Genomic DNA, 16,729 nt, shown 5'->3' on the forward strand with positions numbered 1-16,729 from the left:
GGCGTGTGAAAGACGGGTATGGTCGAGGCGCCACAAACCGACGAAGGATGGTTCGCCCTCCACGACTTCCGGTCCGTCGACTGGGACGCCTGGCGGGCGGCACCCGAACGCGAGCGCGCTCGAGCGATCGACGAGGGGACGCGGTTCCTGTCGGCCCGCGAGTCCGTCGCCGACGCGGAGGCCGGCGACTCCGCGGTCTTTTCGATCCTCGGGCACAAAGCCGACCTGCTCTTCGTCCACTTTCGCCCGGAGCTCGACGACCTGTCGGCGATCGAGCGGCGGTACGAGGACGTCGCCCTCGCCGACTTCACCGAGCAGGAGACCTCCTACGTCTCCGTCACCGAGGTCTCGGGATACGTCTCCGACGACTACTTCGAGGGGAACGAGGCGGACGTCGACGAGGGGCTCCGCCGCTACATCGAGGGGAAGCTGAAGCCGGAGATCCCCGACGACGAGTACGTCTCGTTTTACCCCATGAGCAAGCGGCGCGGCGAGGAGTACAACTGGTACGACCTGTCCTTCGAGGAGCGCGCGGAGTTGATGGCCGGCCACGGCGACGTCGGGCGCGAGTACGCCGGGCGGATCAAGCAGGTGATCGCCTCGTCGGTCGGGTTCGACGACCACGAGTGGGGCGTCACGCTCTTCGGCGCCGACCCGACGGACCTCAAGGACATCGTCTACGAGATGCGCTTCGATCCCGCCTCCTCGCGGTACGGCGAGTTCGGCGACTTCTACGTCGGCCGGCGGTTCCCGCCGGCGGATCTGGGGGCGTACCTCTCGGGTGCAAAGGTCCCGACGAACGAGTACGGCGGCGGACGCGACCACGGCGACGGCGACCACCACGGAGGCGACCATCACGGAGACGACGGGCACGGCGACGGCGATCACCACGGTGGCGGGGACGGCCATCACGGTGGCGATCACCACGGTGGCGAGGACGACCACCACGGCGGCGACCACGGAACGACGGACTCGTCGACCGGAAGCGCGGACGGCGACGGGAACGTCGACGAGGAGGCGATCCGCGGGGAGCTTGAGGACCTCGACATCTACGCCGGCAAGCCGCACGGCGAGGACGTCTACGCGACCGTCCTCTACAGCGAGGCGGACGTCGGGGAGCTCTTCGAGGAGGTCGACGGCCTGCGGGGCAACTTCGACCACTACGGCACGCACGTGAAGACGGCCGTCTACGAGGCGAACGAGGGCGACCGGAGCGCGGTCGTCTCCATCTGGGAGACGGCCTCGGCGGCCGAAACCGCGGCCGGATTCCTCTCCGAGCTGCCGGAGATCGTCGAGCGCGCCGGCGAGGAGTCGGGGTTCGGAACGATGGGGATGTTCTACACCATCCAGCCGGAACACCGCGAGGAGTTCCTCGAGAAGTTCGACGAGGTCGGCGGGCTCCTCTCGGAGATGGACGGCCACATCGAGACCGATCTGATGGTGAACCACGAGGACGAAAACGACACGTTCATCGCCAGCCAGTGGCGCTCGAAGGACGACGCGATGGAGTTCTTCCGCTCGGACGCGTTCCACGAGACGGTCCAGTTCGGCCGGGAAGTCCTCGCGGATCGACCCCGACACGTCTTTTTGGCCTAGCGGCGCCGCGTTCCCTCGCCCTCGCGTGAGGGCGCTCCGGTCGACCGGTCATCGGCCGATCGAGGCGATCGACGATCCGGTTCGAGACGATCGACCATCCGGTTCGAGGCGGCGACGCAGCCGAGCGCGAGGACGATGCCGCCGAGAACGTCGATGAGCCAGTGGATGCCGAGATACATCGTCGCGAGCATCACGGATCCGGCGATCCACGCGGACATGACGGTCCAGACGGGATACTCCTCGCGGGTGAGGTACGCGAAGGTCGCGACGGTCATCGACAACGAGGTGTGAAGCGATGGGAAGACGTTGGCGTTCTCGTTCACCTGGGCCGCGAGCTCCTGAAAGCCCGGATTGAACGTGAAGAGGAGGGACGTGACGATGCCGACGTTTCGAGGACCGTGCGCGAAGACGAGGGTGTAGACCACGAGGCCGATCGCGTAGTTGAGGGCGTAAGCCACGAGCAGCCGCTTGAGCGTTCGCGGACTCGAGAGCGCGCCGTAGGCGAGAACCGGAAACGCGAGCAGGAAGACGTAGGCGTAGATGTAGATCCACGAGAAGTAGACGGTGGCGACGGGCGAGAGGAGCGTTCCCTGGATCCACGCGACGAAGCCGCCCTCGATGGCGAAGATGGTGCCGGTGGCACGCCAGCCGTACACCTCGGAGACGGCCTGGAGGCCGCCGCGTCCGGCCGCGCTGGTGAGGAGCACGGCGACGAGGAGCGCGATCTGGCGTCTGGCGTTCCACAGGTACGGTCGGAGGTTCGCGCGAAGCCGATAGAGTCCATCGCGGCCGAGGATCGCCACGGAGGCGACGAGACACGTCGAGGCGACGACGGCGAACAGGTACGCGAGGACGGAGAGGAGGACGGCCACGGAACTACCCCTCGCGAACGAGGAGATCCCCCTCGCCGTCGTATCGATATCCGATCTCCCTGATCGCCCCCGTGGCCGCTTCGACGTCCAGCTCGCCGTCGGAACCGAAAAACGGCGTCGCCGGATCGCCGTCGTCCCACCGCAGGTCCTCGTTTATCCACCGCTCCGAGAGCGCGAGCGGCGACGCCGCGGGACGCGCGTAGCCCTGGAAGGCCGAGCGAACGACCCACTCCTCGTCGACGAGGCGAGCGATCACCTCACGGAGGTTCGGGTTCGAAAGCGGCTCGCTTCGGGTGTTGAACCCGACGTGATAGAACCCCGCCGAGGGGGTGCTCACGAGCCGCACGTTCGCCTCGCGGCCGATCCGGGGAACGGCGTCCGGTCCGAGGTTCGAGGTCGTCGCGTCGGCGAGTCCCTCCTCGACCCGCTGGACGCCGACGATGTCCGATGGAACGACCGTGAGCTCGAGCGCCTCGAAGGCGGGCTTGCCCCGGAACGGTTCCGGAAACTGCGCCGGCCGGGTCACGATCGGGTGGTCGTCGTTGCGCTCGAAGACGACCCGCTCTTCGGGCGTCCGCTCGCGAAACTGCAGCGGTCCCGACCCGATCGGCTGGGGGTTCTCCCAGACCTGTGCGTCGGTCGTCCGCTCGTTGAGTTCGATCCCCGCCGGAAGCGAGACGAGGTCGGTCCGGGAGTCCCAGACGTGCTCCGGAAGGATCGGAACGGTGAGCGAGCGAATCTGGACGGCCGGATTCACGTCGGCGAAGGTGATGTCCACCGTCCGATCGGAGATCGTCTCCGTGTCCTCGACGACCATCGACCGCCCACGAAACCGCGGAGCGGGGATCGCCATCTCGGCGTTCCCCATCGAGGTATCCGCGAGGAAGGCGTAGGTGAACGCCACGTCGGACGCGGAGACCGCCGTCCCGTCGTGCCAGGACGTCGACCGGAGTTCGACGCGGACCGTCCGGTCGTCGATCCGGGTCCAGTTGTGGGCCAACCAGGGGAGCACGTCGGCACCGTGGCGTCGAACCAGCGGGTCGTAAACGATCCCGGTGAAGGTGCCGCGTCCGCGATACTCCGGGGCGATGGGGTTCAGGTTCGTGGTGGGACGGGCGTCCGTGGTCGCGAGCCGAAGCGTTCGCCCGTCGTCGGCCGCGGTCCCGTCCGCGCCACCGTCGCCGGAATCGGTCTCCGAGGGAGTCACGGCCCGTCCGGCCGAAAGCTGCAGGAGTCCGAGGGGATCCATCGCCCATTCCCGGTTCCACCCGGAAAACGTGCCGTCGTGGACGGCGGTAAGCGTGTCGGGAAACGCGATCACCGAGAACGGGTGGTGGAGAACGAGTTCGTCCTGCAGATCGTCGACGACCTCCTCGCGATCCGCACCGGAGACGCGTCGTTGCTCGACGAGGAGATCGTCGACGTGCGGATCGGTGAATCCGAAGGGGTTTTGCCACCCCGGCTCGGCGGCGAAGGTCGAATGTAAAAGCGGGTACAGCACGTCCGGATCGAACGGTCGGGTTCGCGGGAAACGACCGACGTAGACGTCGAAGTCGTGGTTGAGGAGGACTTCACGATAGAGCCCGGCCTGGTCGACCGTTCGCAGGCGGGGGGCGATCCCGACCGCCTCGAGGTTCTCCGCCAGGTGGCGCGCGATGCGGATCGCGTGCGGATCGCTGTCGGCCGGCCGCGTCGTGATCCGGATCACGACCTGGCTGGGCTGATCGCGTCCGGCGACGTTCTTCGCGCGACCCAGACACCCGGGAACGCCGACGCTCGCCGCCGTTGCTGCGAGCATGCGTCGGCGAGTCACGGCGTCGCGCATTCTTCCGATCGATTTCGGGACGGGCCGTATAACAGTCCTGCGGTCAGCCCCGCTCCGTGCCGGCATTCCGAGGACGGATCCGGCTCCGGCGTCGACGGGGATGCGGTTCGCGAGGTGGCCCGGTCACACGACGCCCGCGAGCGGCAACGCGAGCACGATGATCCACGCGGCCACCCCGACGATCGCGACCCCGTTCTCGACGAACGGCGAATCGCCGTCGCTCGCCCGGCCGGCCGCGATGATTCCGATGGCGGCGAGCACTGCAAGCCGGTGGGCGATGAGATCCGGGGGGGCAGCCACGCCGAGGGAGGCCAGATCCACGAGGAAGCCGCCGCCGAGCCCGACCGCGGCGCCGAGGAAGGCGGCCACCGGGTCACAGCGCGAGCCGACGTGCCAGCTCAAAAGCGGCAGCCCGGCGGCGATCACGAGGTACAACGGCGCGGCGATGAGCTTGGGCGGGAGGACCGGATAGGCAGTCTCCAGAGCGACGCCGGCGGCACGAACGCCGAGATAGACGGCAGCAAGTCCGACGCCGAGCGTCGCCGCGTCGCGGTGGCGAGCCGCGTCCGTCCGCACCCGCGAGAGGGCGCGACGCAGCGATCGTCGCGTCGCCGGGCGAAGAACGGCGGCAACCGGAAGCAACGCCGCCAGCCGGATCACGGACAGCCAGCCGTCGCTTCGTCCTCCCTCTATCCCGCGGTACTCGCGGCGAACCTCGGCGTCGGAGGCGATGAAGTCGTCCTCGACGGTTCTCGCCGACTCCGAGACGTCCGTGACGGTGTGGCGGAGGCGGAACCAGTCGTAGTACTCGCCGTGTGCCTGTACGGCGGTGTAGCTGCCGTCGGGAGAGCCGTACGCGCGGACGTGATACCGGGTTCCGAGATACGTCCCGGCGTGGAGCTGGGCGGTCTCGTCGGTCCAGACGCCCTCGCCGGTCTCGTCCTCGAAGTAGACGTACCGCGTCGACCCGTGCGCGCGCTGCCAGTCCGTGGTGACGACCTCCTCGACGAGTTCGGCGTCGACGTCGCTCGCGTTGATCTCGCTCGCGTTCACTCCCTCGGTCGTCGCGTTCGGCTCCGATTCGGTCGTTCCGGACTCCGACGGCTCCTCCCACTGTGAATCCGACTCGTCCCGGAGCGCCGCGACGACCGACTCGGGGTCGTTCTCGAAGACGACGTTGATCGCGAGGGTCCGCCCCGTCGCGGATTCCGTCCGGCTGGTGTAGGGCCACAGCTCGTACTCGCCGTCGACGCTGAGTAGCTCGCTTTCGGAAACCGGCCGGTCGCCGGGCGGCCCCTCGATCGGACCCGTTCCGGGTCCGTCCGTCGTCTCGGTGAACGCGCCGGAGGCCGCGAGCCCGATCGCGACCACGCCGAGAAGAACGGCGAGCGCGACGACCGACCGTTTCATGACCGAACCTGGGGACGACGGACCAAAAGTCGTCCGCCGACGTCGGAGGATCCGATCCACGGTTCGCATCGCGTCCCGGTTCGCGTCGACCCCGGTTCGATCCGCTCCCCGTTCCAACGTCTCCTCGCCGGGCTTTTGGCCCGTCGACGCCAAGTGGAACCATGACCGATCAGCCGCTCGTCGTGTATTCGGATTACGTCTGTCCGTTCTGTTACCTCGGCCGCGTGGCGCTGGAGCGCTACGAGGCGGAGCGTGGATCGCCCGTCGAACTGGAGTGGCGACCCTTCGACCTCCGCGGGCACGAGCGCGGTCCGGATGGCGAGATCCGGACGGACGTGGAAACCGGAAAGGACGAGGAGTACTACGAGCAGGCCGAGGCGAACGTCCGGAAGCTGCAGGACCGGTACGACGCGGAGATGGCACAGGCGCTTCGGCGCGACGTCGACTCGTTTTCGACCCAACAGGCCTCCCTGTACGTCCGCGAGACCGCGCCCGGGACGTGGCGCGCGTTCGACGAGGCGCTTCTCGACGCGCTCTGGAAAGAGGGGCGCGACGTCGGCGACCGCGACGTGATAGCGGACGTCGCCGCCGACGTCGGGCTCGACGCGGAAGCTGTCCGCGGGGCGACCACCGACGACGAATGGGAAGACCGCCTGCGCGAGGCGTTCACGGCGGCCCGCGAGGTCGGCGTGTCCGGCGTTCCGACATGGGTCTACGGCGACCACGCCGCCCGCGGCGCGGTCCCGCCGGAACACCTCGAGCGGCTGATCGAGGGCGAGAACGGGAGCGCGGGAGCCGGAAACGGCGCCGCCGCGGCCGATCGGTAGATTGGGGCGGGCCACGGCCGGCCGAGACGCCGCGTCGGTGCCACGATCGTTCCGGCGACCAACAATCCCTGCTGGCGACCACTACTCCCTTCGAGGACCACTAATCCCTAATACCACGACTGAATATCCTCGGACATGACCGAGAGGGACTCCGACGACGATCCGCGCGACTACGATCCGATCGAGCCGCCGGTCGCGCTCGCGATCGCCGGAAGCGACAGCGGCGGCGGGGCGGGGATCCAGGCCGACCTCAAGACGATGACCGTCCACGGCGTCTTCGGGACGTCCGCGATCACCGCCACGACCGCCCAGAACACCCGCGGCGTGAGCGACGTCGCGCCGGTGGACGTCGAACACCTCGAACGGCAGTGCGAGGCGGTCCTCGAGGACTTCGACGTCGCCGCGGTCAAGACGGGGATGCTCGCGACCGCGGGGATCGTCGAGGCGGTCACGGAGCGCGCACGCGAGTACGAGGGGCCGGTCGTCGTCGATCCGGTGATGGTCGCGGCCACGGGCGACCGCCTGCTCTCGGAGAGCGCCGAGGAGGCCTACGAGGGGCTGATCGCGGAGGCCACCCTGGTCACGCCGAACGCCGACGAGGCCGCAGTGTTGACCGACCGCGACGTCGACGACGTGGAGTCGGCCGCGGACGCTGCACGCGATCTCGTCGCGGCGGGCGCGGACGCGGCGCTCGTAAAGGGCGGCCACCTCGGCGGCGACCGCATCGTGGACACGCTCGCGATCGCCGACGAGCCCGACCCGATCCGGATCGAGTCACCGCGGGTCGAGACGGACGCGACACACGGCTCCGGCTGTACGCTCTCGAGCGCCGTCGCCGCCCGGTTGGCGCGCGGGGAGACGCTTCGACCGGCGGTCGAGGCCGCGACCCGGGAGATGACGGGGGCGGTCAGACACGGCTACGACGTCGGCGAGGGCCCCGGCGCCGTGAACCCGACGCGTCTCGACCGGTGAGACGCCCCGGCGAACGGCCGGTCCTCACTCGCCCGACCGGGAGTCGAGCGGGATCTCGAGGGTCACGACGGTCCCGACCGGGTCCCGATCGTCGAACCGGACGGCCCCGCCGACCATCTCCATGCCCCACTTGATGATCCACAGCCCCATCCCGCTGCCGTGGTGGAGCGCCGTTTCGGTCCCGCGATCGAGGACGTCCAGCTCGTAGTCGTCGATCCCGGGACCGTCGTCGGCGATCCGAACGACCGCGTGGCGGTCGGCTCGCTCGGCGTCGACCCACACGCTCGGCGACTCGTGATCGTTGTGTTCGGCCGCGTTCTCGATCGCGTTCGCGAAGACGGGCTCGACCATGCCGTCGACGGGCTCGTCCTCACCCGGGGGATCGAAGGCGACCGTCACGTCGGGGTACGCCTCGCGAACGTCCGCGACGGTCCGCTCGAGCAGCGTCGAGAGCGAACGCGAGTCGCCCGACCCGTTCTTCGTCTCGAAGAGCTCGATGGCCTCGCGTCCCTTGCGGGCGATCTCCTCGATCCGGAGCGCGCGCTGTTTGACCATCTCCGCGCCCTCGCCGTCCTCGAACCGATCGGCGTAGCCGTAGATGACGTTCGTCTCCGTCCGGATGTTGTGGCGCAACAGCCGGTTGAGGACCTCGAGCCGCTGTTGTTGACGCAGGTGCTTTCCGACGTCGTGAAAGGTAATGACGCGGCCGATCGTCCGGTCCCTGACGTCGTGGATCTCCGTCACGGCGACGTCGTAGGGGTGTCCGCCGCCCGCATCGCCCACGGTGAGGTGCCCGTCGAGCATGCCCTCCGTCGGGAGGCGATCGTATCCGGGAACGATCTCCGAGGCGGGCTCGCCGAGGACCTCTCGGGGGTCGACCCCGAGCATCCGGATACAGCCCTGGTTCAGGTCGACGACGTAGTCGTTGCGGTCGACGACGACGGCGCCCTCCTGCATCCGGTCGAAGAGGATCTCCCGTGCGCGGCGGTTCGGCGCCGGGCTCGTCCCGAGCAGCCGGAACCGCGTGATCGCGTTCAGGTACAGGAACCCGGACACGGAGAAGGCGACCGGCGTCGGATCGAGTCCCGACGTCGGGAGCATGCCGGCGAGGAACAGTCCGTTCGTCAGCCACGGAACCACGAGCCCGACGAGGAGGGCGGCGCTTTGGCCCCGGAAGGCGCCCGCGTCGCTCGCGAGCAGTCGGATGAGCGGCACCGCGCCGACCATGCCGAGGAGGTAGGTGTATCCGGCGATCACCCAGTACCACGCCCCGCCCTGTTCGAACTGCATCACGCCGTTCGGTCCGGCGCCGAGGGGGCGGACGTACATGAGGTCGTGGTGGCCGATCGTCAACGCGAGCACCACGGTGATCGCCGGAACGAGACACAGGCCGAGCACGTACCGGGGGCGCAGATACCGATCGCGGCCGGTATACTCGAGCGCGAAAAGCACCCAGGCGACGGGGATCGAAACGACGCCGATCCAGCCGATCTGCATCCAGAGCGTCTTTTCGGCCGTGGTGGCCGCCTGGAGCTTGAAGAGGATACAGACGGACCACCAACACTGGCCGGCGAGCATGGCGACGAGCGGCGCGGCTCCCGGTTCCGGACGCTGCCGCCAGGCGAGTATCGCCGCCGCGGCGCCGATCACGATCGAGGCGAAAAGCGCGGGAACGATCCCGATCGGATCGAGCAACACGGAGACGATCGGATGGAACGTTGTCACCGCTACCCTACATCAATAACCCATCCCATATCAAACGTCCGCCCGTTCCGATCGAATCGCCGCCCGTTTCGGTCGACGAACGTCCGCCTCGAGCGATCCGAGCGAGGTACGACGAAAAAATTCGTTCGAACCGCCTCGCAGTCCCTCAGAGTCCGCCGGCCGAGAGGCCGAGGATGACCGCGAACACGAGGAGGTGTTTCGCCTCGCCGGCGATTGAGAGGCGGCGGTGACGCCGCGTCCGCCCGACGAACGCCGCCAGCACGAGCGCGTATCCGAGCCCGACGACCATCGCGGCGGCGAGCTCGAACGCCAACAGACCGTGGTAGAACGCCCAGAGGAGGAAGCCGATCAGCGCGACGTCGATGCCGTAGAGGATCCGACGCGTTCCGTCGACGCCGAAGACGACGGGCAGCGTCGAGACGCCGATCGCGGCGTCGCCCTTCCTGTCCGCGACGTTCGGGATCTCCGTGTTGACGAAGGTGTCCACGAGGAAGTAGACGAACACGACGGCGACGGCCGGCGTGAGGGGCGCGTCGACGAACGCCATCGGGAGCAGGACCACCGCGATCGCCCACGCCAGCGCGACGATGGTGGAGTTGACCACGAGGACGTCCTTGAGCCGCTTGACGTGAGTCCCGACCGCCGGCAACCAGTCGGTCGCATACAGGATCCAGAAGGCACCGGGCATGAGGGTGATCGCGAGCGCGTCGGGACCGCCGAGCACCGAGAGCGCGATCGCGAGGCCGTAGGCCGTCGCCGACAGGACCGAGAGCGCGGTCTCGTGACGTTTGACGAACGCGCTCTGTCCCGGACTCGAGATCGCGTCGCTTTCGGCGTCGGTGATCCGGTCGCCGCCGTAGACCGCGAAGGCGACGAGCCCGACCACGATCGGCGCAGGGCTCGCCGGCAGCGACAACGCGATCATCGCGGTCGCGACCTCGACCATCGCGATGACCACGAGATAGCCGGAGGTGTAAACGAGGGTGTCCTTGATTCGTTCGCCGCGGGTCGAAAGCGACCCGGCGAACCCGCTGTACCACGAAACGTCGTCGTCCGCGCGTGCGGACAGGGGTGTCGTCTCGTTCGACATGGTGTCGACGGTCGGCGTCGATCGGCTCGACGCGTCGACCGTCGCTCGGGAGAACGACCGCCACCCCCGTCAAACACTACCCAACCACACGACGTGGCTTCGGGACGCGAGAGCGCGAAGGATCCGCCGAAACGACCCGCAGCGTTTTACCCGTCCACCCGCCGAATAGGGGTATGGCCACCGGGATCGTCGAGGAGTTCCTCGAGTTGAAATCGGAGACCGACGCCGACCTCCTGGCGATGCAGTGTGGTGACTTCTACGAGTTCTTCGCCGAGGACGCCGAGATCGTCGGCGAGGAGCTGGACCTCACCGTCTCACAGAAGTCCTCACACGGCTCGTCGTATCCGATGGCCGGGGTCCCGATCGACGACCTGACGCCGTACCTGAAGGCGCTCGTCGAGCGCGGCCGCCGCGTCGCCGTCGCCGACCAGTACGAGACCGAGGACGGCCACGCTCGCGAGATCACCCGGGTCGTCACCCCCGGCACCCTCCTCGAGACGACGGACGCCGAGGCGCAGTACCTGGCCGCGATCGTCCGCGAGGAGGGCGCGGACGGCGACCCGTACGGACTGGCGTTCGCCGACGTGACGACCGGGCGGTTCCTCCTCACGACGGCGGCGGACGCCGCCGCGGCGCGCGCGGAGCTCTATCGGTTCGACCCCGTCGAGGTGCTGCCCGGCCCGAACGTTCGAACCGACGACGAGCTCCTCGATGGGCTCCGGGAGAACCTCCAGACCACCGTCTCGCTTCCGGAGACCGCCTCCTTCGAGCCCGGACGGGCGAGGCGCGCGGTCCGCGAGCGGTTCGGCACCGAGACGCTCGACAGCGTCGGGCTCGACTCCGAACCGCCGATCCGGGCCGCCGGCGCCGCGCTCGCGTACGTCGAGGGGACTGGCGCCGGCGTGCTCGCGTCCATCACGCGGCTCACCGTCTACGGCTCGACGGACCGCGTCGAGCTGGACGCGACCACTCAGCGCAACCTCGAGTTGACGGAGACGATCCGCGGCGGCGAGGACGGGTCGCTGCTCGCGACGATCGACCACACCGTCACGAACGCCGGCTCGCGGCTGCTCCGCGAGTGGCTCACGCGACCCCGCCGCGACCGCGAGGTGCTGGAGCGACGACACGACGCCGTCGAGGCGCTCGCGGCGGCGCCGATAGAGCGCGATCACCTCCGGGAGATCCTCACGGACGCGTACGACCTCGAGCGGCTGGCGGCCCGCGCCACGAGCGGCAGCGCCGGCGCGAGACAGCTCCTGTCCGTCCGCGACACGCTCGGGTTGATCCCGCACCTGTCGGAGGCGATAGCGGGAACGCCGCTCGCGGACTCGCCCGTCGCCGCGGTCGTCGACGCCCCCGATCGGGAGACGGCAGCGGAACTCCGGAGCGAACTGGACGAGGCGCTCGCCGAGGACCCGCCGAGTTCGGTCTCGAGCGGGGGGATCATCGCGCGGGGCCACGACGCCGAACTCGACGAGCTGATCGACCGCCACGAGGAGGCGAAGCGATGGATCGACACGCTCGCGGAGCGCGAAAAGCGCGACCACGGCCTCTCACACGTGACGGTCGACCGAAACAAGACCGACGGCTACTACGTCCAGGTCGGAAAGTCGGTCGCCGATCAGGTGCCGGAACACTACCGCGAGATCAAGACGCTGAAGAACTCGAAGCGGTTCGTCACCGACGAGCTGGCCGAGCGCGAGCGGGAGATCCTCCGGCTCGAGGAGGCGCGCTCCGATCTCGAGCGGGAGCTGTTCGGCGAGCTCCGCGACCGCGTCGGCGACGCGGCGGCGCTGTTACAGGACGTCGGGCGGGCGATCGCCGAACTCGACGCGCTCTGCTCGCTCGCCGAACACGCCGCCGGAAACGACTGGACGCGCCCGAGCCTTGCCGAACCGGGCGAGCTCGCGATCGAGGCGGGACGCCACCCGGTCGTCGAGCGCACGACCGACTTCGTGCCCAACGATCTTCGGCTGGACGAGGACCGCGGGTTCCTGATCGTCACCGGCCCAAACATGAGCGGGAAGTCGACCTACATGCGGCAGGCGGCGCTCATCACGCTGCTCGCGCAGGTCGGCAGCTTCGTCCCCGCGCGTGCGGCCCGGATCGGCCTCGTCGACGGGATCTACACGCGCGTCGGGGCGCTCGACGAGCTCGCGCAGGGTCGCTCGACGTTCATGGTCGAGATGCAGGAGCTCTCGAAGATCCTCCACTCGGCGAGCGAGGAGTCGCTCGTCATCCTCGACGAGGTCGGCCGCGGAACCGCCACCTACGACGGGATCTCGATCGCGTGGGCGGCCACGGAGTACCTCCACAACGAGGTCCGCGCGCGGACGCTATTTGCGACCCACTACCACGAGCTCACGGCGCTCGCCGACCACCTGCCGCGCGTCGAGAACGTCCACGTCGCGGTCGACGACGGCGACGGGGACGACGACCGCGGCGTCACCTTCCTGCGGACGGTCCGGGAGGGCCCCACGGACCGATCATACGGCGTTCACGTCGCCGATCTCGCCGGCGTTCCCGATCCGGTGGTCGATCGCGCGGGGACCGTCCTCGACCGCCTCCGCCAGGAGAAGGCCATCGAGGCTCGCGGCGGGAACGCGGGTCTCGCGGACGCCAGCGGGGACGAGACGACCCAGGTCGTCTTCGACCTCTCGTCGGGATCCTTCGAGTCGGACGCCGCGTCGGGGAGCGGTTCCGGGCCGGAGACGATGAGGGAGGCGACCGAAACCGGAGGACCGGCCGAGGCCCTGACCGACGGCGATCCGAGCCGGGGAGTCGGCGGATCCGACGAGGGAGCGGACGGGAGCGGGAGGACGGATCCCGCGGTCGATCCGGAGGTCGAATCCGTCCTGGAGGAGCTGGCCGACGTCGACGTGGAGGAGACCCCGCCGCTGGAGCTGTCGGGGCGGATCCAGGAGTGGCAGCGGCGGCTCACGGACGGGGAGTGACCGACGCCGGACCGAAGGAGGCCCGACGACGAACGAGGACATCCACCGCCGGACCGACGCGTTCAACGCGTCGCCGAAAGCGCCTCCGCGATCGCCGAGCGATACTCGTCGGCGTCGTAGCCGAGCCGGGCGCGCCAGACGTCCTGGTAGGCCGGGTGCAACAACGGGATCACGGTCGCGTCGCCCTCGACGGGGATCGACTCGAGAACCGACTCCAGGAAGCCGTCGAGGTCGCGATCGAAGAGCGCGAGGACGGAGACGGTGGCGTGTCTGCCGGTCGGACAGATCACCGCGGGGTCGACGCGATCGATCTCCGTTCGGAGGTGAACGCGACAGGTGTCACGCTCCTCGCGGGTCGGCTCGCGGTTCGCGAGCGCGTCGGCGTCACGGTCGCGGGGGAAGCACTTGACGGCGTTCGTGTAGTAGGTCCGATCGCCGTAGCCGAGGTCCTCGAACAGCCGCCGGATCCGGCGGCCGGAGTGGCGTGCGGTGTAGGCCATGCCCGTCAGGTTGCCGCCGCGCCAGCGGTCCGCCTCGGGGTCGCCGGCCGCGGGCGCCTCCCCGACCACGAGCACGTCGGCGTCGAGCGGGCCGGTCCCCCAGCTGATGCGTGTTCGATCCGCCGAAAGCGCCTCACACCGCGAGCAGCCCGGCTCGAGGACGTGGCGTCGGTCGGGGAACTCCGGGTCGTCGGTCATGTCACGTGCCGGCGACGGACGCCGCCGGTGGTCACTCGGTGAGCGGCATCGCGATCCCGAAGACGACCACGGACAGCAGGGCCACGACCGGCCCGAGGAACTCCATGGTGAGAAGCGCCGTATCGAGCGTCGGGGAGAGCACGCCGCTCCCGCCGAGCGTCACCTCGACGATCGCGCCGATCGCGAAAAGCACCGCTCCGAACGCCACGCCGCCCTTCGTCAACGATCCGTAGTCCATCTCGCCGTATCGCCCGGCCATACCGACCATGGCGAGCGATCGCGTGTATACGTTTTGATCCGGAGGCGATCCGACTGGAGGACGAAAACGGCCGATTCGAGAGAGCCCGATCAGAGGGCGTCCGCGATCGCCGCCGCCGCCGAGACCTCGCTGCAGGCGCGTTCGAGCGTGTCGGTGCCGACGATTCGCTCGACGCCCGCGGACCGGAGCTTGCTCACGGCGTTGCTCGCGAGGACCGGATGGACGCAGGCCGCAAAGACCCGCTCGGCGCCACGCTCGTCGAGTACGGCGATCGACTGGCTCATCGTCGATCCGGTCGCGATGATGTCGTCGACGACGACCACGTCGCGGCCGGAGACGGGCGCATCCGAGGGCGAGACCTCGACGGTGCCGTCCTCGCGATCGCGGTGTTTCTCGAAGTAGTCGGTCGAGCCGCTCCCGTGGGCGTCCCGCACCGTCTCGGCGATGCCGATCGCGCTCGCGTCCGGCGAGAGGAAGAGGGGATCCGACAGATCGGGCAGCGGATCGGCCAGCGCGCCGGCGGCGTCGACGAGTTCGACCGGGACCTCGAAGAACTCGCGGACCGCGGGCTCGTGGGGGTTCACGAGAACGACCCGGTCAGTTCCGGTCGAGACGGCGCGGGCCATCGCGCGCACGGAGACCGGCTGTCCGGGCTTGAACGCCCGGTCCTGTCTGGCGTAACCGAGGTAGGGGATCACGGTCACCACCTCGTCAGCGCCGGCCTCCCGGACCGCGTCCTGTAGCTGGAGGAGCTCGATCCAGTCGGCGTCCCGTGGCGTCGAGGCGACGACCGCCGCCGTCTCCCCCTCGAAGCCGGGGACGGCCGCGAGCAGTTCGCCGTCCGCAAAGCGCTCGAAGGTCGGCGTCGCCAGCGTCTCCCCCGTCTCCTCGGCGAGCGTGGCGGCGAGCGTCTGCGAGCCGGAGCTCGGTACGATCATACGCGTCGTTTCTCGAAGCGGGTTAAACCCGTTTTCGTTCGGGGCGGACCGCGGTTAGTCGGCCGGCGATCACTCGACCGGCGATCACTCGACCGACCGGACCGCGATCCCTGAGACGTCGCGGACCCCGACGACCTGGTGGCGCCAGCCGTCGTCGGCGTCGACACACAGCGCTCCGCCGTCCGTCGCGGCGAGGGCGATCCCCGGGCCGTAGCCGAGCGCGGTCGCGTTCCCGCCGACCGGGAGGTCGCTTTCGTCCCAGGAATCGCCGTCCCACTCGCGTCCGCGGTGGACCGACAATCCGTCGGAGCCCGCCGCCAGCGCGTGCCCCTCTCCGTCAGCCGCGAGGACGTCGATCGGTCGGTCGAGCGCGTCCCGCCAGCCGTTGGCGAGCCAGTAGAGTCCGTCCGCGGTCCCCGCGAGGGGCACGCCCGCGCCGGCGACGTCGCGAACGTCCGAGAGCCCGACGTGCTCGAGTCGCAGGGTCGAACCGCCGTCCATCCCGCCGGCTTCGACCGCCTGCGATCCCCGGGACGTGAGCCGATAGACGCCGTCACCGGCCGCGACCAGTCCGGAATCGACCGCCCGGGGATCCGGGACGGTTCCGACCGTCTCCACGCCGGGCCCGTCGCTCGCCTCGGGAGGTACGACCACGATCCCGCCGGCGTCGGTCGCGGCGAGGAACGCGTCGGGACCGGCGGGCCCCACGAGGCCGACCGCGGCCGTGGATCCGATCCCGGTCGGTTCGAGCTGGGGGTCGTCGCCGTCGAACGCGGCGACGAACAGGTCCTCGTCGGTCGCCATCGCGAGACGGTCCGGGCCGGCCGCTCGCGGCAGGACCGCGACGTCGCGCGCCGGCGACGGATCGACCATCGAGAACTGTCCGACCTTGTCCCCCGAGACGGCCACGCGGACGAGCCCGTCCGCGCTCGCGAGGAGGACGTCAGTTCTCCCGGCCGAGCCGGCGTACACCCGCTTTTCCTCGATCGAGATGTCGTCCCCGTCGGGCATCGATCGGGACTGCGGCCCGCGTCGACAAAAAGGGTCGCGCGAGCGGTCGGCGAGGACCGCCTCCGGAGGAGGTGGGACGCTAGGCCGGGTTCCGTTTGACGACGTCGACCACGACCTCGTCGGGATCGACGCCGATCCGAGCGAACTGCGTCCGGACGTGCTCCTCGGCGGCCGAGAGCGCCTGGTCTCTCGTGTCGAAGCCGCGGGGCATCGGCTCCTCGAAGGCGATCCGGATCTCCTCGCCGTCGATCGAAAGCGCCGAGCCGCCGCTTTCGACCTGGTAGAACGAGTCGCAGACCCAGACGTACGGCGCCCCCTCCTCGGGCGCGCCGGCGTAGGTCGGCGGTTCCTCGCCGCGCTCGAAGACGGTCCCGGTCAGTTCGGTCCCGCCGCCGCGTCCGGTCACGAGGAGCATGAACGAGAGGAGGGTCTCGGGACGTATATTGGTTGTTCACCGGGGGTTCGGACGTCGAGCAGCACGGAGACCACGGAGACCACGGAGGTCACGGAGGTCACGGAGGACGGTCGGGGGAAAGCGATTTGCCCCTGCCG

General features: G+C 69.5%; 14 protein-coding genes. 4 read left to right on the forward strand and 10 right to left on the reverse strand.

Annotated features, from left to right (window positions below):
* The first annotated feature begins 18 nt into the window (after positions 1-18).
* Positions 19-1,596, forward strand: a complete 1,578-nt coding sequence (locus tag ACFQE9_RS11740; RefSeq protein ID WP_379744657.1) for a heme-binding protein — start codon at positions 19-21, stop codon at positions 1,594-1,596.
* Here ACFQE9_RS11740 and ACFQE9_RS11745 read toward each other — a convergent pair.
* The 3 genes from ACFQE9_RS11745 to ACFQE9_RS11755 form a co-directional block, all read right to left on the reverse strand.
* Positions 1,593-2,468, reverse strand: a complete 876-nt coding sequence (locus ACFQE9_RS11745) for a phosphatase PAP2 family protein (RefSeq protein ID WP_379744660.1) — start codon at positions 2,466-2,468, stop codon at positions 1,593-1,595. The genes ACFQE9_RS11740 and ACFQE9_RS11745 overlap by 4 nt on opposite strands.
* 4 nt (positions 2,469-2,472) lie before the next feature.
* Entirely contained in the window at positions 2,473-4,293 is a 1,821-nt protein-coding gene (locus tag ACFQE9_RS11750) for an ABC transporter substrate-binding protein (protein WP_379744663.1), read from the reverse strand.
* 123 nt (positions 4,294-4,416) lie between these two features.
* Positions 4,417-5,703, reverse strand: a complete 1,287-nt coding sequence (locus ACFQE9_RS11755; RefSeq protein ID WP_379744666.1) for a hypothetical protein — start codon at positions 5,701-5,703, stop codon at positions 4,417-4,419.
* 161 nt (positions 5,704-5,864) lie between these two features.
* Here ACFQE9_RS11755 and ACFQE9_RS11760 point away from each other — a divergent pair, with 161 nt between their 5' ends.
* A complete protein-coding gene (locus ACFQE9_RS11760) occupies positions 5,865-6,530 on the forward strand; it encodes a DsbA family oxidoreductase (RefSeq protein ID WP_379744669.1) in 666 nt (221 codons plus the stop codon).
* A gap of 135 nt (positions 6,531-6,665) precedes the next feature.
* Positions 6,666-7,502: a bifunctional hydroxymethylpyrimidine kinase/phosphomethylpyrimidine kinase gene (gene thiD / locus ACFQE9_RS11765; RefSeq protein WP_379744672.1), complete on the forward strand. Its 837-nt coding sequence runs from the start codon at positions 6,666-6,668 to the stop codon at positions 7,500-7,502.
* Positions 7,503-7,526: 24 nt separating this feature from the next.
* On the opposite strand, the gene ACFQE9_RS11770 is transcribed toward thiD, so the two are convergent.
* Positions 7,527-9,227 carry a histidine kinase N-terminal 7TM domain-containing protein gene (locus ACFQE9_RS11770; protein WP_379744675.1) on the reverse strand — a complete coding sequence of 567 codons (1,701 nt, stop codon included), beginning with the start codon at positions 9,225-9,227 and terminating at the stop codon, positions 7,527-7,529.
* A gap of 145 nt (positions 9,228-9,372) precedes the next feature.
* A complete protein-coding gene (locus tag ACFQE9_RS11775) occupies positions 9,373-10,317 on the reverse strand; it encodes a UbiA family prenyltransferase (RefSeq protein WP_379744678.1) in 945 nt (314 codons plus the stop codon).
* A 173-nt stretch (positions 10,318-10,490) separates the two neighbouring features.
* Here ACFQE9_RS11775 and mutS point away from each other — a divergent pair, with 173 nt between their 5' ends.
* Positions 10,491-13,271, forward strand: a complete 2,781-nt coding sequence (gene mutS, locus ACFQE9_RS11780; RefSeq protein WP_379744681.1) for a DNA mismatch repair protein MutS — start codon at positions 10,491-10,493, stop codon at positions 13,269-13,271.
* Between the two features lie 62 nt (positions 13,272-13,333).
* Here mutS and ACFQE9_RS11785 read toward each other — a convergent pair whose 3' ends face one another.
* From ACFQE9_RS11785 to ACFQE9_RS11805, 5 genes are all read right to left on the reverse strand, one after another.
* Positions 13,334-13,969 (reverse strand): uracil-DNA glycosylase, encoded by a 636-nt coding sequence (locus ACFQE9_RS11785; RefSeq protein WP_379744684.1) that lies wholly within the window; start codon positions 13,967-13,969, stop codon positions 13,334-13,336.
* A 31-nt stretch (positions 13,970-14,000) separates the two neighbouring features.
* Entirely contained in the window at positions 14,001-14,228 is a 228-nt protein-coding gene (locus ACFQE9_RS11790) for a DUF7860 family protein (RefSeq protein ID WP_379744687.1), read from the reverse strand.
* Positions 14,229-14,317: 89 nt separating this feature from the next.
* A complete protein-coding gene (gene prs, locus ACFQE9_RS11795) occupies positions 14,318-15,166 on the reverse strand; it encodes a ribose-phosphate diphosphokinase (RefSeq protein ID WP_379744690.1) in 849 nt (282 codons plus the stop codon).
* Between the two features lie 84 nt (positions 15,167-15,250).
* Positions 15,251-16,177, reverse strand: coding sequence for an HVO_0234 family beta-propeller protein (locus ACFQE9_RS11800; RefSeq protein ID WP_379744693.1), 927 nt, complete (start codon positions 16,175-16,177; stop codon positions 15,251-15,253).
* A gap of 79 nt (positions 16,178-16,256) precedes the next feature.
* Positions 16,257-16,592, reverse strand: coding sequence for a DUF7113 family protein (locus tag ACFQE9_RS11805; RefSeq protein WP_379744696.1), 336 nt, complete (start codon positions 16,590-16,592; stop codon positions 16,257-16,259).
* Positions 16,593-16,729 lie beyond the last annotated feature (137 nt).

It is taken from the genome of Halopenitus salinus, from assembly GCF_042662125.1.
GTDB classification, from domain to species: Archaea; Halobacteriota; Halobacteria; order Halobacteriales; family Haloferacaceae; genus Halopenitus; species Halopenitus salinus.

Bases quoted from the DNA above. Each gene is read 5' to 3' on its own strand.
- prs (WP_379744690.1), bottom strand. From the start codon at position 15,166: ATGATCGTACCGAGCTCCGGCTCGCAGACGCTCGCCGCCACGCTCGCC.
- ACFQE9_RS11740 (WP_379744657.1), top strand. From the start codon at position 19: ATGGTCGAGGCGCCACAAACCGACGAAGGATGGTTCGCCCTCCACGAC.
- ACFQE9_RS11775 (WP_379744678.1), bottom strand. From the start codon at position 10,317: ATGTCGAACGAGACGACACCCCTGTCCGCACGCGCGGACGACGACGTT.
- ACFQE9_RS11800 (WP_379744693.1), bottom strand. From the start codon at position 16,177: ATGCCCGACGGGGACGACATCTCGATCGAGGAAAAGCGGGTGTACGCC.
- ACFQE9_RS11790 (WP_379744687.1), bottom strand. From the start codon at position 14,228: ATGGCCGGGCGATACGGCGAGATGGACTACGGATCGTTGACGAAGGGC.
- mutS (WP_379744681.1), top strand. From the start codon at position 10,491: ATGGCCACCGGGATCGTCGAGGAGTTCCTCGAGTTGAAATCGGAGACC.
- ACFQE9_RS11785 (WP_379744684.1), bottom strand. From the start codon at position 13,969: ATGACCGACGACCCGGAGTTCCCCGACCGACGCCACGTCCTCGAGCCG.
- ACFQE9_RS11755 (WP_379744666.1), bottom strand. From the start codon at position 5,703: ATGAAACGGTCGGTCGTCGCGCTCGCCGTTCTTCTCGGCGTGGTCGCG.
- ACFQE9_RS11760 (WP_379744669.1), top strand. From the start codon at position 5,865: ATGACCGATCAGCCGCTCGTCGTGTATTCGGATTACGTCTGTCCGTTC.
- ACFQE9_RS11805 (WP_379744696.1), bottom strand. From the start codon at position 16,592: ATGCTCCTCGTGACCGGACGCGGCGGCGGGACCGAACTGACCGGGACC.
- thiD (WP_379744672.1), top strand. From the start codon at position 6,666: ATGACCGAGAGGGACTCCGACGACGATCCGCGCGACTACGATCCGATC.
- ACFQE9_RS11750 (WP_379744663.1), bottom strand. From the start codon at position 4,293: ATGCGCGACGCCGTGACTCGCCGACGCATGCTCGCAGCAACGGCGGCG.